Origin of the sequence: Tessaracoccus flavescens (genome assembly GCF_001998865.1) — a bacterium.
GTDB lineage: Bacteria > Actinomycetota > Actinomycetes > Propionibacteriales > Propionibacteriaceae > Arachnia > Arachnia flavescens.
On sequence record NZ_CP019607.1, the window covers coordinates 827341 to 848518 of the forward strand.

Genomic DNA, 21178 nt, shown 5'->3' on the forward strand with positions numbered 1-21178 from the left:
CTTAACTTAAGCGATCGGGCGGCTGATGTACAGGGGTCGCCGAATCCAGCACCCCGGGAGAGCCCGACGGGGGCTGGCCGCCGCGGCCAACCCCCGTCTCAACTGAACTGCTCAGGCGTTCATCGCGGCCTGCGGGTTCTCGAGGAAGAGCTTCTGTTCCTTGGGCGTGATCTTCTTGATGCCGAGGCCGGTGAAGGTGAGGATCAGCGCGAAGATCATGCCGGACCAGTTGAGGACGGCCCAGGGGGCGTAGTCCAGCGTCGCGACGCCGAGCGTGCCCGCCATGTAGGCGCCTGCGGCGGTCCAGGGGATCAGCGTCTCGGTCACGGTGACGGAGTCTTCGATCGTCCGGCTGAGCACCTTGGGGTGCAGACCGCGCTTGATGTAGGTCTCGCGGAGCATCTCGCCCGGCATCACGATCGACACCTGGCCGTTGCACGTGGTGGCGATGGTGATGAGACCGATCGCGATGGTGGCCATGATCAGGCTCGGGGTGTTCTTGGCGTAGGCGGTGAGCTTCTCGACGATGAGTTCGAGGGCGCCGATCCGCGAGACGATGCCGGCGAACGCCAGGGCGCAGAAGGCGATGAGCAGCGTGCCCATCATCGAGCTCATGCCGCCGCGCTGCAGCAGCGTGCCCACCTGATCCGGCGCGGTTGCCGGGTCGACCCCCACGGCGGCCAGCATGCTCAGATCGAAGCCGCTGAGCGTGGCCTGGATGGAGTTCACGACGGTCTGGCCCTCGAACAGCACGGCGTTGATCAGCGCCACCACGGAGGCGAGGATCATGACGGGGACGGTGGGCTTGCGCAGGATGGAGCCCAGCAACACGATCACCAGCGGCACCAGCAACCACACGTTCCAGGTGAACGCCTGGTCGAGGAAGCTGTTGATCAGCGCGACGCTCTCTAGATCACCGGAGCCCGAGGCCCCGGCGCCGCGGCCCAGGGTGAGGACGACGATGAGGGAAAGGATGTAGGCGGGGCCGGTCGTCCAGAGCATGTTCGCGATGTGCTGGTACAGGTTGACGCCGGCGGTCAGCGCCGCCAGGTTCGTCGTGTCGGACAGCGGCGACATCTTGTCGCCGAAGTAGGCACCCGCGACGACCGCGCCGGCGACCAGCGGGAGGTTGGCGTCGAGGCCGATCGCCACGCCCATGAACGCGACGCCGATGGTGCCGGCGGAGCCCCAGGACGTTCCCGTCGCCACCGAAACGATGGAGGTGACCAGCAGCGCGGTCACGGCCAGGTACTCGGGAGAGACGATCTCCAGGCCGTAGTAGATCAGCATGGGAATGGTGCCGCCCACCATCCACGAGCCGATGAGGAAGCCGACGGCGATCAGGATGAGGAAGGCGGGCATGACCTTGGCGATCTTCTCGGAGATCGCGGCCATCATGTCGTCGAAGTTCCAGCCCAGGTGGATGGCCACGAAGCCGGCGACGAAGGTCGCCGCGACCAGCAGCGGCTCGGCGGGGAGGCCCAGCCAGATGTAGCCGACGGCGAGGATCACCATCATGGCGAGGATGGGGAGCAGAGCCAGGAAGAGCGTCGGCTTGCGCGGCTCCGGACGTACCTGCTCCACTTCTTCGGTGTTCAGGGGCTCGGTCATGACAGTGGGTTTCCTTCCTTCGTATGCTGCAGTCGGTCGAGGGCGGTGGTGAACAATTCTTGGGGCGTGGCCAGGTTCAGGCGGAGGAAGCCGTCGTACTCGGGGCCGAAGTCGGTCCCGAAGCTCGGGTAGACCCGGGCCCGGTCCACGAACCACTCCCGCAGGACGCGCTCGTCGCCGACGGCGCGGGCGTCCAGCCAGGCAAGGAACGTGGCCTGCGGCTCGATCAACGAGATCGAATCCCAGCCGGCTACGGCCGCGCGCAGATCGGCGAGGTTGGCCGTGATGGTCCGCTTCGTCTCTTCGAGCCAGGCGTCGCTCGAGCCGTCGTAGGCGGCCACGGTTGCCGAATGCGCCATGTAGGACGGGTTGTGGAAGCCGGCGGCGTGTTGGGCCTGGCCGATGGTGGCGCGCAGTTCGTCGTCCGGGATGATCACGTGGGTGATCTCCAGGCCGGGCAGGTTGAACGTCTTGGCCGGCGAGGTGAAGGTGATGCTGCGCGGCACGAGTTCACCGATGAAGCGATGGGACCTCTCGCCCCAGTAGAACGCCGCGTGCACCTCGTCGCTGACGATCAACACCCCGTGGCGCTCGCAGGCCGCAGCGAGCCACTCCAGTTCCGCACCGCTCCACGCCTTCCCCACCGGGTTGTGGGGGTTGACGAGCAGGAGGATCTTGACGCTGGGCAGCGTCCGCTCGACCAGTTCCCGATCCAGCACGTAGCGGCCGTCCTGGAGGAGCAACGGCAGGCGCACGGTGTCGCGGCCGTTCTCGGTGATGGTCACCTCGAGCGGGCTGTACGACGGGGTGAAGAGCGCGACCCGGCCTCCCGGCTCGGTGAGGGTACGCAGGGCGGTCGCGAAGACCTGGACCACCCGGTTGGCGTACAGGATGTGTCCCGGTTCGAACTCGGCACCCAGCACCCTTCCCAACCACGAGGCGACGACCTCGGCGTGGTCGGCGGGAAGGTCGGTGTAGCCGTAGAGGCCGAACTCGGCGCGGCCGACGACGGCGTCTCGGATGGCTGGTGAACAGGGCAGGTCCATGTCCGCGACCGAGAGCGCAATGGGTTGGGGTCCGGCGAGTTCAGGCAGGATGTCCCACTTGGATGACTGCGTTCCACGACGGTTCAACGTTGCTCCGTGAGTTTGTTCGACGATGAATTAATCTCAGTCTAACAAGATGGTTGCGCGGAACAACTAATTGGGGTCGGCTAAGCTTAAGGCTCTCGCATCGGCGATCTGGTCAGTAGTCCGAGTGCTTGCGGCTCGCGTGGCACCCGGGCTGTCGCCTTTCCGCTCGCCGGACCGATGCGGAACCGTGCGATCGACACGGAGGGCGGCTGGGACGTCTCGGGCCGTCGGCGCGCGAGGCCAGCTGCCCTCGCAGGCGCCAAGACCGTTTCGCTCGAGTCGAGGTGGCCAGCCAACGCCGGAAACGCCCCCCAGACGCTCACACCTGCGTCACGCCCAGGCCAGGGCACGGAGGCGGTTGCAGGGTCCCCTTCCCTCGCGCGCGCCGTGGGGCCTGGCGCCGGCAACGAAGTCGACACTCACGGACGCGCGGACGCATGCCACAGCCCCCGCGGAACCATCGCGGACTCTTCGATGCCAGCGCCAGCCAGATGGTCGGCTCATCGCATCGTCCACCTCAGCAACCCGGAGCGTCCTGGCTCAAGCCGAACGGGGCCGGACACCGGAACCAGTTGCAGAAGCACACTCGCGACCAGCAGCACACCAGGCCGGGGCCCGGAGGCGAGCGGCAGGTCCCCTTCCCCCTGTGCGCGCTAAGGGGTCCCCGGGCGGCGACGAAGTCGACGTTAGGGGGCGCGCGGACGTACCACCGGCCCCGGCCAAACCACAGCCAAACGTTCGCCTCACGTGCTTCCGCACCACTCCGGGCCCATAGAGACCCTCCCCGCTGCCCATCCCTCTGCGCGCCTGCCGACATCGGTCTCTGGGCCGCGGCCGACTCCGCCACGCGGCCGAGGAAGAACCGGGGCTCGTGAGATAGGCGGGTCCAGGCCGAGGCACGCCCCCGCGACGTGTCCGGCTCGAGTCAAGCGACCCGAAAGAGTGGACCAGCACCTCGGAGCTGATATTCACGATCCGTAGCCCGAGGCCCGGGCCCGGAGGCGAGCGGAAAGTTCCCTTCCCCCTGAGCGCGCCGAGGGGTCCCCGGGCGGCGACGAAGTCGACGTTAGGGGGCGCGCGGACGCACGCCACCGCCCCAGCACCAGCAGAGTCACGCGCCTCCCGACGAGAACAGCACGGCCACACCGTCAACGTTTGGGGCGCACAGACGGACGCCAGCGGCCCCAGCCGGAGCGGGCACCAGCCCCTCGGATACACGCCCAATGACCTGACCGACTCAAGCCGAAGCAACCCCGGATAGCCGAACCACCGCGCGACCCGCTCACGATCGGCAGCACACCAGGCCGGGGCCCGGAGGCGAGCGGCAGGTTCCCTTCCCCCTGAGCGCGCTGAGGGGTCCCCGGGCGGCGACGAAGTCGACGTTTGGGGGCGCGCGGACGCACGCCACCGGCCCCGGCCAAACCACCACAACATCCGCAGCGAAATGCTGGCTCGAGTCGAAGCGGTCCCCTGGAGGTCAACCAGGCCCAACGACGGCCTGCGACACGCCGAGGGCCGATCCGGTCCCCAGGAAGCATGGACTTCCACCAACTTCAGGGACACACTGATCTCAGAGCCGCCGCAGGTTCGATGCCCGGACCGGGACCCCGTCCCGCCGACTGAATCGATCACCTGCGGCGGCTTGCCCATGCGAAACGCCCCGGGTCACTCCCCCGGGGCGTTCCTTTGAAGCAGGACGGCGAACCCGCCGCCGCAGAGGGCTACTTTGACCCGTCGGCTGCCATGCCGCCGCCAAGGATCACCAGCATCAGGCCGCCGATGATGCCCGCGTTCTTCGCGAACTGAGTCGCCTGCATCTGGCGCGCGTCCGGGTCGGTCTCCTCCCAGAACGCGTGGCCCGCAACCGTCGTCGGGACAAGCGAGCCGATCAGCGCAAGCGCGGACAGCTTCGGGAAGATGCCGAGCGCGAGAGTCGCCCCGAAGACGGTCATCACGCCCCCGTTCAGCTTCACGCCTCCTTGTCGTCAAGCGAGATGCCGACCTGCTTGGCCAACTTCTGCACGGCCTTGCCCCGGCCGCCCGGCTCGCGGGCAGCGGCCTGCCCCGCATAGACGAACACCGAGCTGAGCGCCGCGCGTGCGATGAACTTGAGCATGATCTCTCCTACCGAGCCTCTCGTGAGTCAACCCTCAGCAGTCTAGGCCCCTCACCGACGGGATGCAGGGCAACCTGGGTGGCCTTGACTACGGCGATCACCTTGTCCCCGAGCCCGAGCGACAGCTCCCGGAGCGCCCCCGGCGTCACATCGGCATGGATCCGCTGGCCCGACACGTCCAGGTCGATCCGCTGGGCAAGGCCGCGGTCCTCGATGCCAGTCACCACGGCGGACAACTCGTTGCGCGGGCTTCCGTGCGGTGCCGAACGGAACAGGCTGACCGCTTCCGGCGGGAACACTGCACGAGCCTCATCCCCCGACAGCGGAGACTCCGCGATACCAGCCACCACAGCCCCACCCGGAAGCTCCACCGCATCGCCCGCGACCCCGCCGTGCAGGAGGTTCAACCCGACGAAGTCCGCAAGGAAGCGCGTCGCCGGGCTCTGGAAGACCCGGTCAACGCCGGCCTGCAACGCCACCCGTCCCTCGCTCAGGTACGCCACCCCGTCCGCGAGGGCCAGCACATCCAACGGGTCGTGCGTCGCCAGCACCGTCGTGATCCCCCTCAAGCGATCACGCAGCAGCCGCCGCAGCTCAGGGGTCGTCTCCGCGTCGAGGGCCGCGAACGGCTCATCCAGCAGCACGATCTCCGGGTCGATCGCCAGGGCGCGGGCGATGGCCACCCGCTGCGCCTGTCCTCCGGAGAGTTCCCGCACCTGCCTCGGCCCGAACCCCTCCAACCCGACGGCGACCAGCTCGGCCTCCGCCCGATGCCGGGCGTCGGCGGCCGATGAGCCCCGCGAGCGCGGCCCGAAGGCCACGTTCTCCAGCACGCTCAGGTGCGGGAACAGCAGCGGTCGCTGCTCCAGGTAGCCGACCCTCCTCAGGTGTGCGGGCACCAGCACGCCGGGACCGGCCACCGTCACCCCGTCTAACTGCACCGTTCCCCGGTCGGGCCGCAGAGCGCCGGCGATCAGCTGGATGCAGGTCGACTTGCCCGCCCCGTTGGGCCCGATCAGCGCGACCAGCTCCCCCTCGCCCATCACGAGGTCGAGTTCCACCTCCCGGGCCGCGACCCGCGCGTCGATCCGGATCGCGTCAGCCATGGCTCCCCCAGGCCCGCAGCCGCGTCGCCAACCACACGACCAGCCCCGCGACGGCGAGCAGCACCACGGCGAGCGCGATGGCAAGGTCAGTGTCGGACTCGCGCAGTAGGTAGATCTCCAACGGCAGCGTCCGGGTGGTGCCCTGCAACGAGCCGGCGAACGTGAGCGTCGCCCCGAACTCGCCGAGCGCGCGGGCGAAGGCCAGGGCCGTGCCCGAAGCCAACGCAGGCGCCGCCATCGGGACCGTGACCCGCCAGAAGACCCGCGACGGGCTCGCCCCCAGGTAGCTCGCCGCCGCCTCGAAGTCGGTGCCCCGGGCACGCAACGCGCCCTCCAGCGAGATCACCAGGAACGGCAGCGCCACGAACGTCTGCGCGATCACCACCGCAAGCGTCGTGAACCCGAGCTCGATCCCCCACCCCGACAGTGGTGCACCGAGCAGGCCCCTCCTGCCGAGCGTGGTCAGCAGCGCCAGCCCGGCGACGACGGGCGGCAGCACCATCGGAAGCGTGACGATCGTGCGTGCCACCGTCGCCCACCTGCCACGGCTCCTGGCGAGTACGAGGGCCGTCGGTACCCCGAGCACCAGCGCGAGGGCGGTCGACACCAGGCAGGTGCCGAGGCTCAGCGACAATGCGTCGAGCGAACGCTGCGAGGCGAGCAGCGACGGCAGCCGTGCCCAGTCGGCCCGCACCAGCAGCCCGATCAGCGGTACCCCGAGCAGGGCGAGCGCCAGCGCCGTCGGCGCCAGCGCCCATCTGGGGAAGCCACCATGCGTCACGTCGGGCCACCGAACCCGTTCGCGCTCAGCGCCGCCTGGCCGGGGCCGAGGACCAGCTCGACGAACGCCTCGGCGCCCTCCGGGTTCGGCGCGTCGGCCAGCACCGCGATCCAGTAGGTGTTCGGCTCCTCGTCAGCGCCCGGCACGTCGAACGTCTTGACCCGGTCGCCTGCCTGGGCGGCGTCGGTGGCGTAGACGACGCCCGCGTCCGCCTCCCCCGAGGTCACCTTCCCGAGGACATCGGTCACGCTCGACTCCTCCGAGACCGGGGCCAGCCCGAGCCCCGACCGCTCGGCCGCCCCGAGGGTCGCCGCGCCGCACGGAACCTCGGGCGCACATACGACGAGACGAGTTCCCGCAAGCGAGGAGTCGAAGCCAGTGACGCCTGCAGGGTTGCCCTGAGGCGTGACGAGGACGAGCCGGTTGGTCGCGAACATCACCGGCTCGCCGTCGATCAGGCCCTCCTCCATCGCCCTGTCCATGGTCGTGCTGTCTGCGGAGGCGAAGACGTCGGCGGGGGTGCCGCCCCTGAGCTGGTCGACCAGCCCGGACGATCCGTCGAAGGAGTAGTCGACCCGCATCCCCACCGAGACCTCGGGAAAGGCCTTGTGTAGCGAGGCGGCCGCGAACACCGTCACCGGCGCCGCCTCGGGCCCACCGGCACCACCGCCAGGGTTGGCGGTCATCTGGCCGCACGCCGTGAGCAGGATCGTCGCGACAACCAGCGCGGCACGCCTCACGCGCGGTTCCGCTCAATGGTCACGTTGGTCGCCTTGATCACGGCGGTGGCGATCACACCGGGCTCGAGCGCGAGCTCCTCGACCGCCTCGGTGGAGATCAGCGAGACGATCCGGAACCGGCCGCACTGCAGCTCAACCTGGCTCATCACCGTGTCCGAGACCACTCTCGTGACGAGCCCCGTGAGGTGGTTGCGCGCCGAGCGGGCGCCCTCTCCCATCCGGTCGCCATCGGCGAGCTCCTGTGCAAGGGCCGCGAGCCCAGCGCCGTCGACGCTCTGCCTGCCCGCCTCATCCGTGCCACCACTGAGGCGACCGGCGTCCACCCAACGACGGACGGTGTCGTCGCTCACTCCGAGCAGGTCGGCGGCGGCGGAGATCCGTATCTGCGTCATGGATGCAGCCTAACAGGCGCAAATGCGGTTGCTCCTAGCTCGTAGGGTAAAAGATCGGTAGAGTGCCACCATGACCTACCGCGCCGCCGTGATCACCTGTTCGGACCGCGCTGCGGCCGACGTCTACGAGGACCGTTCAGGCAAGGTCCTGCGCGACGGGTTGACCGAGCTGGGCTTCGAGGTTTCGGACCCCGTCATCCTCCCCGACGAGGCCGACCAGATCGCGCTCGCCATCGCCCGCGCAGTCGACGAGGGGGCGAGGATCGTGCTGACCACCGGTGGCACCGGCATCGGCCCGCGCGACGTCACCGTCGAGGCCACGCGTCCGATGCTCGCCTATGAGATCCCCGGGATCGCAGAGGCCGTCCGCGCGGCCGGGCTCAGCGCCACCCCTCTCTCGAGCCTCTCCCGCGGGCTCGCCGGGGTGATCGACCGCGGCGACCAGCGCTCGTTCATCTTCAACGCTCCCGGCTCCAGGGGTGGGGCGAGGGACGCCCTCGCTGTCCTCGCCCCCGTGCTCGTCCACATCGTCGAGCAGCTCGACGGGGCCGACCACGACCTGACGCCGTGATCAGGCCCGCGAGAGCCAGGCGATGATCTTCTTCTTGGCCGCCGCCGACAGCAGCCGTCCGGGGCGACCGCTGATCGACGCCTTGGCGTAGTTGTAGCGGAGCTCTGGGTGGGCCGCCTCCAGGACGGCGAGGGAGTGCGGCAGGTCGCGGAGATCTTTGGGAAGGACGCCGGTGCCGCTCAGGCTCTCACCGTCGCGCAGGTGAGTCCCATCGTGCTGGCCGAGCTGGGTCCGCGGGGTCGGGAGTAGGATTCAAGCTTCTTCGCGCCAGCCTCCACCGTGACGGCGGCAGGGAAGTCTCGCATCGGCGAAGGTTTCTGAGGTAGTGGGGTCGGAGAACATGGCCTACCGGCTGGCCAAGGCCCCGTTCACCCGTGCCTGACAGGGCTCACCGCCGGGCCCAGTCCCCCGATCGGCCGCCCGACTTGGCGACGACCTTCGCGGAGACGATCTCGCTGAGCCGGTCGACGCCCTTGATCATGTCGACCACGGCGAGCGCGCTGACGGTCACCGCGGTCAGCGCCTCCATCTCGACGCCCGTGCGGTCGGCGGTGCGGACCGTCGCGGAGATGTCGATCCCCTCATCGACGATGTCCAGGTCGACCACCACGCCGTGCACCCCGATCACATGGGCCAACGGCAGCAGGTCAGGCACCTTCTTCGCGGCCGCGATCCCGGCGACCCTCGCGACGGCAAGCACGTCGCCCTTGGGCACGGTTCCCTCGCGCAGCGCAGCGACGACCTCGGGGCTGCAGCGCACCGACGCGACGGCGGTAGCCGAGCGGACGGTGGGGGTCTTTGCGGTGACGTCGACCATCCGGGCGTTGCCTGCGTCGTCGAGATGCGTGAAGCGGGTCATGCGGCCGAGACTACAAGCCGACCGGGTGGACGGCGACCGCATCGCCCGGCGCGACGGAGGTCGCCTCCTCCGTCACGACGGCGAGCCCGTCGGCGAGCGCAAGGGAGGCGACCAGGTGCGATCCCGACCCAAGCGTGTGCACCGGCATCACCCCGTCCGCGGTGATCCGCACGGGCGTGAACTGGCGACGCCCCTCGGGCCCCTTCCAGCCACGCAGCGCCAGCATGCTGACGCTTCGCCATTCCTCGTCCCAGCCGCCGAGCCGGGCGATCAGCGGTCGGGCGAACGCCCAGGCGGAGACGAAGACGCTCACCGGGTTCCCCGGGAGCCCCAGCATCGGCACGCGGCGGCCGTCGGGCGCGGTGAGCAGCCCGCTCGCCTGCGGCTTGCCCGGCTGCATGGCCACCTTGTCGAAGACGACCTCTCCCTCGACCACCTGCCGCACCACCTCGAAGGCGCCGACGGAGACTCCCCCGCTGGTCAGCACGAGGTCGGCCGCGAGGGCCTCGGTCAGCGCCGCACGGAAGTTGGCCGGCTCGTCGTCGACGGCGACCGCCGAGACCACCTCGGCGCCCCACTGCCGACACAGCCCCGAGAGCAGGAGCGAGTTGGAGTCGGGGATCTGCCCGAAGCCCAGCGGCCTTCCCGCCGCGACCAGCTCCGACCCCGTGGCCAGGATCGACACCCTCGGCCGTGCGACGAGGGGAACGACGCCGTGGCCGAGCGAGGCGGCGGACGAGGCGGCCGCGGGGCTCCAACGCTGGCCTGCGGACAGCCCCTGGGCGCCGACGGCGACGTCCTCTCCCGCCCTTCGCACGTGGCGACCCAACGGCACGACGGCGCTCACCCGGACGGACTCGGGCAGCGACACCGCGCCCATCGGCTGGTCCGTCTGCTCGACTGGGACGACGGTGTCGGCTCCGGGAGGCATGGGGGCGCCCGTCATGATCCGCGCGGCCTCCCCCGCGCCGACGCGCGGCACCGCGGTCGCTCCGGCGGGGATGTCACCGACCACCCGCAGGGACGCGCCGACGGCGAGGTCCTCGGCGCGGACCGCGAAGCCGTCCATGGCCGAGTTGTCGAACGGCGGGACGGCCACGACCGCGGCCAGGTCCTCGGCGAGGACTCGTCCGAACCCGTCACCGACCGGGCATGGCTCTGCCGGGAGGCGGGACCCGAGCGAGAGCACCCGGCTCAGGTGTTCCTCGACGGTGCGCACGGTCAGCGCGCCTTGCGCAGCGGCAGGTACGACCAGCGCGCGGCCGCGGCGTCGAGCAGAGCGACGCGGCCGACGAGCGGCTCGCCGAAGCCGGCGAGCAGCTTGATCGCCTCGGTCGCCTCGAGCGCACCCACCTGGGCGACCATCGCGCCGAGCACCCCGATGTCGGTCGCCTTCGGATACAGCCCGTCGGCGGGCTCCTCCGGGATCAGGTCGCGCAGGTAGAGCCGGTCGCCGTTGGCATCAGGCACGCCGAACACCGAGCACTGCCCCTGCATCCCGACGGCCGAGGCCCAGATCAGCCGTGCGCCGACCGCCTCGGCGGCGTCGGAGAGCATGAACTTGGCGCCGAAGGTGTCGGTGCAGTCGAGGACGAGGTCGTAGTCGACGAACAGTTCGCGCGCCCGCTCCGGGGTGAGGTACTCCGCGAACTCCTCGACGGTGACGTCGGGGTTCAGCGCGCGGAGCCTCTCGGCCCCCGACTCCGCCTTGTTCCGGCCGAGGTCGGTGTGCAGCACCTGGCGCTGCATGTTCTTCAGCTCGACGGCGTCCCCGTCGACCACCGCGATCCGGCCGACGCCCGCCGCGGCCAGGTACGGAAGCACCGCCGATCCCAGCCCTCCTGCGCCGATCACGATCACGGACGAGGCGAGCAGCCGGAGCTGGCCCTCCTCCCCCATGCCGACGACGTCGAGGTTGCGGACGTAGCGCTCGCGCTGGAGGTCGGTCAGGCCCGTCACGGGCACTCCGACCATTCGTGGGTCCCGTCTGCGAGGTACTGCTTCTTCCAGATCGGCAGCGACTCCTTGATGCGGTCGACCAGGTCGGAGGCGCACTCGAAGGCCTGCCTCCTGTGTGAGGCGGCGACGGCGACGTAGAGGGCGACCCCTCCGATGCCGAGCTCACCGACGCGGTGCTGCGCCGCGATGGCGTGCACCCCTTCGCGCCCGGCGAACTCTCCGACCACCTCGGTCATCACGTCGGTGGACGACGGGTGGCCGACGTACTCGATGCCGGTCACGGCAACGCCGTGGTCGTGGTTGCGCACGGTCCCGGCGAAGGTCACGACGGCGCCCGCGCGGTCGTCGGAGACCGAGGCGAGCAGGGCGTCGCAGTCGACGTCTCGCGCGGTGATGTCCGCCACGGCGATCCTGGCTGTCACGGAGGTTCCTCCTGGCTGGAAAGAGAGCGTGGACGGGACAACCCTAGTCGCCCCGTCCACGCACGATGGGCTGATCAGCTAGGCTTTGCTGCGCCCTTGCGCGCGTAGCGCCACCAGGTGATGCCGATGCACAGCACCGCGTAGGCGGCGCCGATGATGTAGAACGTGGTAGCGCTCATCAGCGTGAGCCCGACGCCGAACAGGAACGGCCCGAACGCGGCGATGGCCGAGGTCCAGCCGATCACGCCTCCTGCCTGGCGCTTCTCGAAGATCATCGGCATCTGCTTGAACGTCGAGGCGTTGCCGATGCCCGAGAACAGGAAGATCAGCAGCATGCCCCACAGGAACTGGTTGAAGCCGCCCTGCAGCGCCGCCGCGCTGGAGGTGTCGGGGGTCAGCGACGGGATCGTGAAGATGATCGAGCCGAGCAGGCCGACGCCCGAGACGAGCGTCCAGATCGCGCCACCCATGCGGTCGGTCAGCGGCGAGAACGCGATGCGGGCCCCTGCGCCGACCAGCGGGCCGAGGAAGACGAACTTGACCGGGTCGGGGATGGTGTAGCCGTCGATCAGCAGGGTCGCCGAGGCGCCGGCTCCCTCCACGATGGCCGGGTTGTCGGCCCCGTAGAGGTGGGCCATCAGCAGGCCGAACTGGGCGGAGAGGCCCGAGAAGGTGCCGAAGGTCATGATGTAGAGCAGCGTCATCCACCAGGTGTCCTGGTTCCTGAAGATGTCGAACTGCTCCTTGATGCTCGCCTTGACCGGCACGGAGCGCAGCACGATGTAGGCCCAGATGGCCACCACGATGATGATCGGGACGTAGACCAGCGCCGAGTTCTGGTACCAGACGGTGACCGGGTCCTTGCCCGGCATCACCATCTGCTGCGAGCCGAGGAAGGTGAACATGCCGAAGCTGATCAGCCAAGGGGTGAGCAGCTGCACGAGGGAGACGCCGAAGTTGCCGATGCCAGCCTGGATGCCGAGCGCGGTGCCCTGCTTCGACTTGGGGAAGAAGTAGGAGGTCGACGCCATGAACCCGGAGAAGGCGCCGCCGCCGATGCCCGCGAGGAACGCGAGCGCCATCAGGCGCCAGTAGGGAACGTCGGGGTTTGTCACCTCAAAGCCCCAGCCGAGGACCGGGAGCAGGAGCAGCAGGGTGGTCAGCGTCACCATCTTGCGGGTGCCGATCTTCGGCGGGAGGACCATCCAGACGATGCGCAGCAGGCCGCCGGACAGGCCGGGCATGGCCGCCATCCAGTACAGCTGCGATGCGGTGAAGGTGAAGCCGAGGGCGTTCAGCTTCGGGATGATGGCGCTCGGCAGGAACCAGGCCACGAAGCACAGCGTCAGCGACACCGTGGTCACGGTCAGGGTGTTCCAGGCGAGCTTCTTGTCCCACTTGGACTCGTCTTCGGTGTCCCAGGAGACGAGCCAGTCTCCCTTGGTTTCCGGTTTGGTGCTCACGGACGCGCCTCCTCAAGCGGTCGGTCGATGTTGCCGGCGAGTTCGGGAGACTTGTCGTGCAGCATCCGGACGATGGTGATGTGCATCCAGAGGCCGCAGATGGCCACAAGGATGAAGATGCAGAAGAACGTGCTGCTCGGGAACCCGGACCAGGTCTTGGTGTAGGCGAACAGCGGAGGCAGGAAGAACCCGCCGAGTCCACCGAGCATCCCGACGAGGCCCCCGACGGAGCCGACGTTGTCCGGGAAGTACTCGGGGATGTGCTTGAAGACGGCCGCCTTGCCGAAACCCATAGCGCAACCGAGGACGAAGACGAGGATGACGAACCACAGCAGCCCCATCTGGTACTGGAGGTGCTGGGTCTCGGCGCCGTCGGGGTGGACGACGGTGACGTAGCCGTTGGGCATCATCAGGATGCCGCTGGTGAGCAGCATCAGGGCGAAGGTCCAGTACATGACCTTGCGGGCGCCGAACCGGTCGGAGAGCCAGCCGCCGACGGGACGCAGCAGCGACGCGGGGAAGATGAAGGTGGCCGTCAGCAGGCCTGCGACGGTGAGGTCGACGTCGAAGTTGTCGACGTAGTACTTGGGCAGCCAGGCCGAGAGCGCCACGTAGGCGCCGAAGACGGCGACGTAGTACAGGCTGAAGCGCCACACCCGCACGTTCTTCAGCGGCTGCAGCATCTCCTTGACCGGCTTGGACGCGCCTGCCGCGCGGTCCTGACGGGGCACGATGACCCAGGTCAGGATGCCGACGATGACGAGCAGCACCGCGTAGATCACGGGGATCAGGCGCCAGCCGCCCTGGATGCCGAGGAAGTAGGTGGAGCCGGCGGTTGCGGCGATCAGCGGCGGGCCGATGAACTTCGTGACGGAGGCGCCGACGTTGCCCGCGCCGAACACGCCGAGCGCGAGTCCCTGACGCTCCTTGCCGAACCAGGCGGAGTTCCAGGCGGTGCCGACGGAGAACAGGTTGCCGGCGAAGCCGACGAGGAACGCGAGCACCAGCAGCATGGCGTAGTTGTTCGCGAACGACACGAAGTAGGCGGGAATGGCGCTGGCGAACAGCAGGAACAGCGTCACCTTCCGGCCGCCGATCCGGTCCGTGAGGATGCCTGCCGGCAGCCGCCACATCGAGCCGTTGAGCACGGCGAGCGCGGAGATCCACGACAACTGTTCGTCGCTGAGGCCCAGTTCCTTCTGGATGGGGATGCCGAGGATGCCGAACATCAGCCACACCGCGAACATCAGCGTGAACGCGATCGTGGACATGGCCAGTACCCGGCCGGCCCCCTTTCCCGTGTCATGGACGGGGCCGACCTCGATCAGCTTGCTCATCTACTTGCGCACCTTCTGGTTGTCGCGGGTGCCGACCGGGTCCCAGCCGCGACCCTTGGTGGCGGACCGGCGTGCGGAGACGTCGCGCGACCGGTAGACGATGTAGGGGCGGAACAGGTAGTGGAACGGCGCCGAGAAGGCGTGCACCAGGCGGGTGAACGGGATGATCGCGAACAGCAGCATGCCGATCACCACGTGGGTCTGGAACTGCCAGGTCGCCGCGGCCATGGCGTCGACGTCAGGCTGGAAGGTGAACAGGGAGCGGAACCAGACCGAGACCGTCTCGCGGTAGTTGTGCTCTGCACCGGTGGGCGTCTTGTCACCGGTGAGGGTGGACACCATGCCGAGCCCGATCACGGTGGCGAGCACCAGGTACATGAACTTGTCGTTCCAGGTGGTGGCCTTGAACACGGCACCGGTGGTGCGGCGGCGCACGATCAGCAGCACGAGGCCGACGATCAGGGCGACGCCTGCCAGGCCGCCGCCCCAGAAGGCGCCGAGGTGGTAGGCGTGTTGGCTGAGGCCGATCCAGTCGGTGAACGCCTTCGGGATCAGCAGCCCGACGAGGTGGCCCATCAGGACGGCGAGCAGCGCGAAGTGGAACAGAGGGGAAGCGATCTTCAGCAGCTTTGACTCGTACAGCTGCGACGAGCGCGTGGTCCAGCTGAACTGGTCGTAGCGGTAGCGCCAGATCAGCCCGCCGATCAGGATCAGGAAGACGACGTAGGGCAGGACGCCCCACAGCAGGAACTTCATCGCACGCTCCCTTGCAGTTGCGGATAGGGCAGGAAGGTCGGCTCGAGGCCGACGGTCTCGGTGGGCGGCGAGGTGAGCAGGTCGCGCACCTCTGCCCGCGTCTTGGGCGACGGCCCGCCGAGCACGTCGCAGATGGCGGCGACCACGCCCTCGTGCGGCAGCTTGTCCTCGGCGAGCCCGATCCGCAGCAGTTCGAGCGAGGCCCGGTAGGTGTTGAGCATCCCGACGCCGAGCTCGGGGGCGCCGGTCGCGGTGAACTCGAGCACCATCGGCAGGTAGTCGGGTAGCTCACCGTCGAGGTCGACGACGAGGCCGGAGTCGCGGTAGGTCTGTTTGATCGAGGCGAGCACCTCGCCGCGGCGTCGGGTGTCGCCGTCGGTCCAGTAGGTCAGGTGCAGGGCGTGGCGACGCGACAGGTCGAACTCCTGCACGTGCCACGACTGCAGTTCCATCAACGGCATGGAGCGCAGGTGCGCGATGGTCGGGGCGAAGCGTTCGGCGACGCCCGCCTCCGCGGCGGCCTCCTCGATCAGGTCGAGCCGGCCGAGCAGGTTCTCATCGGGGTAGCCGAGCAGCAGGGCTGCTGCCTGGAAGATGACGGCGTTCATCAGGCCCCGCTCGCATCCTGCTGCCGCCGCTTGGCGTCGGCGTAGCTCTCGATCGCGACGGGGACGAGGCGGCCGGACGACGATCCGAACGTGTCCTGGTCGTAGGGGCCGGTGCCCATCGGGCCTCCCTCGAAGTCGACGGAGCAGCCCATCTCCTCCAGGTTGTGAGCCTGCTCGGTGTGGGCCTTCGGGATGACGTAGCGCTCGTCGTACTTGGCGATCGCCAGCAGCCGGTACATCTGCTCCAGCGCCGACGGGTCCATGCCGACGGCCTCCGCGAGTTCGGGCTGGCGGTCGCGGCCGAGGGTGACGTCGCGCATGTAGGAGCGCATGGCTGCCAGCTTCTGCAGCACGAGCGTCACCACCTCGGTGTCGCCCGCTGTGAACAGCTCGGCCAGGTACTCCACGGGGATCCGCAGCGCGTCGATGGCACCGAACAGGTTTCCTCCCGCCTCGGAGTCGTGGCCCTGCGACTTGAGCAGGTCGACGACGGGGCTCAGCGGCGGCACGTACCAGACCATCGGCATGGTGCGGTACTCCGGGTGCAGCGGCAGGGCGACCTTGAAGTGCTTGATCAGCGCGTACACCGGCGACTTCTGCGCGGCGGCGATCCAGTCGGTCGGGATGTCGTTGGCCTTGGCGTCCGCCACGACCTGCGGATCGTTCGGGTCGAGCATCAGGTCGAGCTGGGCCTCGTACAGGTCCTTCTCGTCGGCAAGTGCCGCCTGGGTGACGCGGTCCGCGTCGTAGAAGATGACCCCGATGTAGCGCAGCCGGCCGACGCACGTCTCGGCGCACACCGTCGGCAGCCCGACCTCGAGGCGCGGGTAGCACATGGTGCACTTCTCGGCCTTGCCGGAGCGGTGGTTGAAGTAGATCTTCTTGTAGGGGCAGCCGGTGATGCACTGGCGCCAGCCGCGGCAGCGGTCCTGGTCGACGAGCACGATGCCGTCCTCGGCCCGCTTGTAGATGGCTCCGGAGGGGCAGGCCGCCATGCACGACGGGTTGAGGCAGTGCTCACAGATGCGCGGCACGAAGAACATGAAGGTCTTCTCGTACTCAGCCTTGATCTGGATGTTGGCCTCCTCGCGGAGCTTCTTCACCACCGGGTCCTCGTCGATGGTCTCGGCGATGCCGCCGAGCGAGTCGTCCCAGTTGGCGGAGGCCTTGATCGCGAGGTCGTCTCCGGTGATCAGCGACTTGGGCCGGGCGACCGGGAAATCGTCGCCGAGCGGGGCCTGGATCAGCTGCTCGTAGTCGTAGGTCCACGGCTCGTAGTAGTCGTCCATGCCCGGCTGCACCGGCGAGGCGAAGATGCTGAGCAGCTTCTTGAAGCGGCCACCCGAGCGGAGCTTGAGCTTGCCGGACTTGGTCCGGACCCAGCCGCCCTGCCACTTCTCCTGGTCCTCGTAGGTGCGCGGGTAGCCGAGGCCCGGGCGGGTCTCGACGTTGTTGAACCACACGTACTCGGTGCCCGCGCGGTTGGTCCACGCCTGCTTGCAGGTCACGGAGCAGGTGTGGCAGCCGATGCACTTGTCCAGGTTCATCACCATGGCCACCTGGGCCATGACGCGTCGCTGCTTGGCCATCAGTACTGAACCTCCTGGGAGCGGCGGCGCACCGTCGAGACGATGTCCCGCTGCACGCCGGTTGGGCCGATGTAGTTGAACGCGTAGGCCTGGTGGGCGTACCCGCCGATGAGGTGGGTGGCCTTGAGCAGGATGCGGGTCACCGAGTTGTGGATGCCTCCGCGGCGGCCGGTGGCCTCCGACTTGGGCATGTCGATGGTGCGTTCCTGCGCGTGCTGCACGTAGCAGATGCCGTCGGGCAGCTTCGGGGTGACCACGGCGCGGGCGACGAAGACGCCGTTGGCGTTGGTCAGCTCGATCCAGTCGTTGTCCTTGACGCCGATCGACTTCGCGTCGTCGACCGACAGCCACGCCTGGGGCCCTCCCCGTCCGAGGGAGAGCATGAACAGGTTGTCCTGGTACTCGGAGTGGATCGACCACTTGTTGTGCACCGTCAGGTAGCGCAGCGTGATCGCCTTCTCGCCGTTGGGGCCGAGCTCCGGCTCGCCGTAGGCGGCTGTCATGTCGAGCGGGGGCCGGAACGTCGGAAGGTTCTCCCCCGCGTCGGTCATCCAGTCGTGGTCGAGGAAGAAGTGCATCCTGCCTGACAGCGTGTGCCAGGGCTTGAGCCGCTCGGTGTTGATGGTGAACGCGGCGTAGCGTCGTCCGCCGGTCTCGGAGCCGGACCATTCCGGTGACGTGATCACCGGCTGCGGCGAGGCCTGCGTCTGGGCGAAGGTGATCAGCTTCTCCTCGGACCCGAGGGACAGGTCCACCAGTTCGCGCCCGGTCTTCCTCTCGAGGGTGCGGAAGCCCTGGGTCGCGAGCTCGCCGTTGGTGGTGCCGGAGAAGGTCAGGATGGCCTCCGCGAGGCGGGAGTCGGTGTTGATCGCGGGCCGGCCCTCGGCCGGGCCCGACGGGAACACGCCGTGCAGCTTCGCCAGCCGGTCGACCTGGTGGCTGACGTCGTAGTTGATGTTCTTGATCGTAAAGCCGAGGTTCTCGGCGAGTGGGCCGACGGTGGCGAGCTTGTCGGCGATCGCCGTGTAGTCGCGCTCCACCACGGCCAGCACCGGCGCGTTCCTCCCCGGTACGACGTCGCGGTCGGTGCCCTTCCAGTCGGGCACGTGTCCTCCGGGCTGGGCGATCTGCCCGGGCGTGTCGTGCTGCAGGGGGACGGCCACCAGGTCGCGCCTCGTGTCGAGCCTGCCCTTCGCCATCTCGGAGAGCTTGAGCGCGAGCTCGGTGAAGATCTCGTAGTCGGTGCGCGTCTCCCACGGCGGGTCGATGGCCGGGGTGAACGCGTGCACGTAGGGGTGCATGTCGGTCGAGCTCAGGTCGTGCTTCTCGTACCAGGTTGCGGCCGGGAGCACGATGTCGGAGAGCAGGGTCGACGACGTCATGCGGAAGTCGGCCGTGATCAGCAGGTCGAGCTTCCCCTCGGGCGCCTCCTCGTGCCAGACCACGTCGCGGGGACGGTCGTCGGTGCCGTACCCGTTCGGCATCACGTTGTTGTGCGTGCCGAGCAGGTGCTTGAGGAAGTACTCGTTGCCCTTGGCCGACGAGCCGAACAGGTTCGAGCGCCACAGGATCATCGTGCGGGGCCAGTTCTGCGGCGCGTCGATGTCCTCGACCGAGCTCTTCAGCTCGCCGGACTTCAGCTTCGCCGCGACGAAGGCCTGCGGCGTCTCGTACTCTCCCCGTTCGACAGCCGCTGCCGCCTCGTCCGCGAGGTCGAGCGGGTTGACGTCGAACTGGGGGTAGAACGGCATCCAGCCGAGCCGGTGCGCGAGCGCCATCGAGTCGGCGGTGTGCATGCCGTCGAGCGAGCCGGTCGACAGGGGCGACTTGATCCGGTCGGCCGAGAAGCCGTCGGTTCGCCACTGGTCGGTGTGCATGTACCAGTAGCCGGTGCCGATCATGGTGCGCGGCGGGCGCGACCAGTCGAGGGCGTTTGCCATGTTGAACCAGCCCGTCATCGGGCGGCACTTCTCCTGGCCGACGTAGTGGGCCCAGCCACCGCCGTTGCGGCCGATGCAGCCGGTCATCATGAGCAGGGCGATGATGGCGCGGTAGGTGACGTCTGCGTGGAACCAGTGGCAGATGCCCGCGCCGATGATGATCATCGTGCGGCCCTTCGACTCCTCCGAGTTCGATGCGAACTCGCGCGCGATGCGCAGGCACGCCTCGGCTGGCACGGAGGTGATCTCCGCCTGCCAGGCGGGGGTGTACGGGACGGTGGCGTCGTCGTAGCCCTGTGCCCAGGTGCCGGGGAGGCCTTCGCGCTGGACGCCGTACTGGGCGAGCATCAGGTCGAAGACCGTCGTGACGAGCTTGCCCTCCACGACGCGGGCGGGGACGCCGCGGCGGATGATGCTGCCCTCACCCCTCGGGTCCTCGAAGCAGGGCAGCGAGACCTCGACGGCGTCGGCGTCTGCCTGGTCGATCAGGCTGAGCGCAGGCTTGATCTCGCCGAGCTCCAGGTTCCACTGGCCCTCGTCGGACTCGTTGTACCGGAAGCCCATGGAGCCGTTGGGGATCGCGGGGGCGCCTGCGGCCTCGTCCCACAAGACCGTCTTGAACGCGGCATCGGTGCGACCGGACTCCGCCTCGAGATCGGCCGCGGTCAGGAACTTGCCAGGCACGAGGCCGTGGCCCTCCGGGTGGTCGACAAGGGTGATCAGCATGCCGAGGTCGGTGTACTGCTTGGCGTAGGAGTCGAAGTATTCGACCTTCCGGTCGACGAAGTTCTCCTTGAGGATGACGTGGCCCATCGCCATGGCCAGGGCGGCGTCGGTGCCGGCCTGGGCCGGGAGCCACTCGTCTGCGAACTTCACGTTGTCCGCGTAGTCGGGGCTGACCGTGACGACCTTCGTGCCGCGGTAGCGGACCTCGGCCATCCAGTGCGCGTCGGGGGTACGGGTGACGGGGACGTTGGAGCCCCACATCATCAGGTAGGTGGCGTCCCACCAGTCGCCCGACTCGGGCACATCGGTCTGGTCGCCGAAGACCTGCGGGCTGGCGACCGGCAGGTCGGCGTACCAGTCGTAGAAGCTGGTCATGGCGCCGCCGATGAGGTGCGTGAACCGGGTGCCGATGGCGTGGCTGACCATGCTCATGGCAGGGATCGGCGAGAACGAGACGCAGCGGTCGGGGCCGTAGAACTTGATGGTGTTGACGTAGGACGCGGCGGCGATCTCCATGGCCTCGTCCCACGAGATGCGCACGAGGCCGCCCTTGCCGCGGGCCTGCTGGTAGCGGCGGCGCTTCACCGGGTCGGTCGAAATCTCACGGAAGGCCTCGACGGGGTCGCCGAGCCTCTGCTTCGCCTCGCGGTACATCTCGACGAGAACCCCGCGGGCGTAGGGGAAACGCACCCGGGTCGGCGAGTAGGTGTACCACGAGAAGGCCGCGCCGCGGGGGCAGCCGCGGGGCTCGTACTCGGGACGGTCGGGGCCGGTGGTCGGGTAGTCGGTCTGCTGCGACTCCCAGGTGATGATGCCGTCCTTGACGTACACCTTCCAGGAGCATGAGCCCGTGCAGTTCACACCGTGCGTCGAGCGGACCACCTTGTCGTGGCTCCACCGGTCGCGGTAGAAGACGTCGCCTGCCCGGCCGCCCTGGCGGAAGACGGCGCGGCCGTCGTCGGTCTCGTCCCACTTCGTGAAGAAGCGGCCGAGCTTGAGCAGGGCGTCTGACGCCGGCCCGTCGATGCGCGCGGAATCTGAAGTCATGGGGCAAGTTTTTCAGAACAAG

20 protein-coding genes are annotated in these 21178 nt (G+C 68.8%); 2 read left to right on the forward strand and 18 right to left on the reverse strand.

Annotated features, from left to right (window positions below; genetic code table 11):
- Positions 1-111 precede the first annotated feature (111 nt).
- From nhaC to BW733_RS04055, 8 genes are all read right to left on the reverse strand, one after another.
- Complete coding sequence (nhaC, locus tag BW733_RS04025) at positions 112-1611, reverse strand: Na+/H+ antiporter NhaC (RefSeq protein WP_077348105.1); 1500 nt, start codon at positions 1609-1611, stop codon at positions 112-114.
- On the reverse strand, positions 1608-2744 hold the full coding sequence (locus tag BW733_RS04030) for a MalY/PatB family protein (protein ID WP_077348107.1): 1137 nt from the start codon (positions 2742-2744) through the stop codon (positions 1608-1610). The genes nhaC and BW733_RS04030 overlap by 4 nt, the downstream gene beginning before the upstream one ends.
- A gap of 1721 nt (positions 2745-4465) precedes the next feature.
- Positions 4466-4717, reverse strand: coding sequence for a hypothetical protein (locus BW733_RS18835; protein ID WP_077348109.1), 252 nt, complete (start codon positions 4715-4717; stop codon positions 4466-4468).
- Positions 4714-4860, reverse strand: coding sequence for a hypothetical protein (locus BW733_RS18840; protein ID WP_202970278.1), 147 nt, complete (start codon positions 4858-4860; stop codon positions 4714-4716). Before BW733_RS18840 ends, BW733_RS18835 begins: the two co-directional genes overlap by 4 nt.
- 8 nt (positions 4861-4868) lie before the next feature.
- Positions 4869-5966 (reverse strand): ABC transporter ATP-binding protein, encoded by a 1098-nt coding sequence (locus tag BW733_RS04040; protein WP_077348111.1) that lies wholly within the window; start codon positions 5964-5966, stop codon positions 4869-4871.
- Positions 5959-6747: an ABC transporter permease gene (locus tag BW733_RS04045; protein ID WP_077348113.1), complete on the reverse strand. Its 789-nt coding sequence runs from the start codon at positions 6745-6747 to the stop codon at positions 5959-5961. Before BW733_RS04045 ends, BW733_RS04040 begins: the two co-directional genes overlap by 8 nt.
- A complete protein-coding gene (gene modA, locus BW733_RS04050) occupies positions 6744-7433 on the reverse strand; it encodes a molybdate ABC transporter substrate-binding protein (RefSeq protein WP_077352689.1) in 690 nt (229 codons plus the stop codon). Before modA ends, BW733_RS04045 begins: the two co-directional genes overlap by 4 nt.
- 50 nt (positions 7434-7483) lie before the next feature.
- A complete protein-coding gene (locus tag BW733_RS04055; protein ID WP_077348115.1) occupies positions 7484-7879 on the reverse strand; it encodes a TOBE domain-containing protein in 396 nt (131 codons plus the stop codon).
- 70 nt (positions 7880-7949) lie between these two features.
- Here BW733_RS04055 and BW733_RS04060 point away from each other — a divergent pair, with 70 nt between their 5' ends.
- Together BW733_RS04060 and BW733_RS18180 are read left to right on the forward strand one after the other, a co-directional pair.
- Complete coding sequence (locus BW733_RS04060; RefSeq protein ID WP_077348117.1) at positions 7950-8450, forward strand: MogA/MoaB family molybdenum cofactor biosynthesis protein; 501 nt, start codon at positions 7950-7952, stop codon at positions 8448-8450.
- Between the two features lie 108 nt (positions 8451-8558).
- Positions 8559-8699 carry a hypothetical protein gene (locus BW733_RS18180; protein ID WP_161490122.1) on the forward strand — a complete coding sequence of 47 codons (141 nt, stop codon included), beginning with the start codon at positions 8559-8561 and terminating at the stop codon, positions 8697-8699.
- Between the two features lie 139 nt (positions 8700-8838).
- Here the strand turns inward: BW733_RS18180 and moaC are convergent, their stop codons facing one another.
- The 10 genes from moaC to BW733_RS04110 form a co-directional block, all read right to left on the reverse strand.
- A complete protein-coding gene (gene moaC, locus BW733_RS04065) occupies positions 8839-9309 on the reverse strand; it encodes a cyclic pyranopterin monophosphate synthase MoaC (RefSeq protein ID WP_077348119.1) in 471 nt (156 codons plus the stop codon).
- A gap of 10 nt (positions 9310-9319) precedes the next feature.
- Positions 9320-10528, reverse strand: coding sequence for a molybdopterin molybdotransferase MoeA (locus BW733_RS04070; protein ID WP_077348121.1), 1209 nt, complete (start codon positions 10526-10528; stop codon positions 9320-9322).
- Between the two features lie 2 nt (positions 10529-10530).
- Positions 10531-11268, reverse strand: a complete 738-nt coding sequence (locus BW733_RS04075) for a HesA/MoeB/ThiF family protein (protein WP_161490123.1) — start codon at positions 11266-11268, stop codon at positions 10531-10533.
- Positions 11265-11690 carry a molybdenum cofactor biosynthesis protein MoaE gene (locus BW733_RS04080; protein WP_237268292.1) on the reverse strand — a complete coding sequence of 142 codons (426 nt, stop codon included), beginning with the start codon at positions 11688-11690 and terminating at the stop codon, positions 11265-11267. The genes BW733_RS04075 and BW733_RS04080 overlap by 4 nt, the downstream gene beginning before the upstream one ends.
- 74 nt (positions 11691-11764) lie before the next feature.
- Positions 11765-13153 (reverse strand): MFS transporter, encoded by a 1389-nt coding sequence (locus BW733_RS04085; protein WP_077348127.1) that lies wholly within the window; start codon positions 13151-13153, stop codon positions 11765-11767.
- On the reverse strand, positions 13150-14490 hold the full coding sequence (locus BW733_RS04090) for an MFS transporter (RefSeq protein WP_077348129.1): 1341 nt from the start codon (positions 14488-14490) through the stop codon (positions 13150-13152). Before BW733_RS04090 ends, BW733_RS04085 begins: the two co-directional genes overlap by 4 nt.
- Complete coding sequence (gene narI, locus BW733_RS04095; RefSeq protein ID WP_077348131.1) at positions 14491-15246, reverse strand: respiratory nitrate reductase subunit gamma; 756 nt, start codon at positions 15244-15246, stop codon at positions 14491-14493.
- Positions 15243-15854, reverse strand: coding sequence for a nitrate reductase molybdenum cofactor assembly chaperone (gene narJ, locus BW733_RS04100; protein WP_077348133.1), 612 nt, complete (start codon positions 15852-15854; stop codon positions 15243-15245). The genes narI and narJ overlap by 4 nt, the downstream gene beginning before the upstream one ends.
- Positions 15854-17443: a nitrate reductase subunit beta gene (gene narH / locus BW733_RS04105; protein WP_077348135.1), complete on the reverse strand. Its 1590-nt coding sequence runs from the start codon at positions 17441-17443 to the stop codon at positions 15854-15856. Before narH ends, narJ begins: the two co-directional genes overlap by 1 nt.
- Positions 17443-21156, reverse strand: coding sequence for a nitrate reductase subunit alpha (locus tag BW733_RS04110; protein WP_077348137.1), 3714 nt, complete (start codon positions 21154-21156; stop codon positions 17443-17445). The genes narH and BW733_RS04110 overlap by 1 nt, the downstream gene beginning before the upstream one ends.
- Positions 21157-21178: the final 22 nt, after the last annotated feature.

Coding starts and splice junctions, on each gene's coding strand:
- BW733_RS04090 (WP_077348129.1), bottom strand. CDS start 14,490: ATGAGCAAGCTGATCGAGGTCGGCCCCGTCCATGACACGGGAAAGGGG.
- BW733_RS04110 (WP_077348137.1), bottom strand. CDS start 21,156: ATGACTTCAGATTCCGCGCGCATCGACGGGCCGGCGTCAGACGCCCTG.
- narI (WP_077348131.1), bottom strand. CDS start 15,246: ATGAAGTTCCTGCTGTGGGGCGTCCTGCCCTACGTCGTCTTCCTGATC.
- BW733_RS04055 (WP_077348115.1), bottom strand. CDS start 7,879: ATGACGCAGATACGGATCTCCGCCGCCGCCGACCTGCTCGGAGTGAGC.
- moaC (WP_077348119.1), bottom strand. CDS start 9,309: ATGACCCGCTTCACGCATCTCGACGACGCAGGCAACGCCCGGATGGTC.
- BW733_RS04040 (WP_077348111.1), bottom strand. CDS start 5,966: ATGGCTGACGCGATCCGGATCGACGCGCGGGTCGCGGCCCGGGAGGTG.
- modA (WP_077352689.1), bottom strand. CDS start 7,433: ATGACCGCCAACCCTGGCGGTGGTGCCGGTGGGCCCGAGGCGGCGCCG.
- BW733_RS18840 (WP_202970278.1), bottom strand. CDS start 4,860: ATGCTCAAGTTCATCGCACGCGCGGCGCTCAGCTCGGTGTTCGTCTAT.
- narJ (WP_077348133.1), bottom strand. CDS start 15,854: ATGAACGCCGTCATCTTCCAGGCAGCAGCCCTGCTGCTCGGCTACCCC.
- nhaC (WP_077348105.1), bottom strand. CDS start 1,611: ATGACCGAGCCCCTGAACACCGAAGAAGTGGAGCAGGTACGTCCGGAG.
- BW733_RS04060 (WP_077348117.1), top strand. CDS start 7,950: ATGACCTACCGCGCCGCCGTGATCACCTGTTCGGACCGCGCTGCGGCC.
- narH (WP_077348135.1), bottom strand. CDS start 17,443: ATGGCCAAGCAGCGACGCGTCATGGCCCAGGTGGCCATGGTGATGAAC.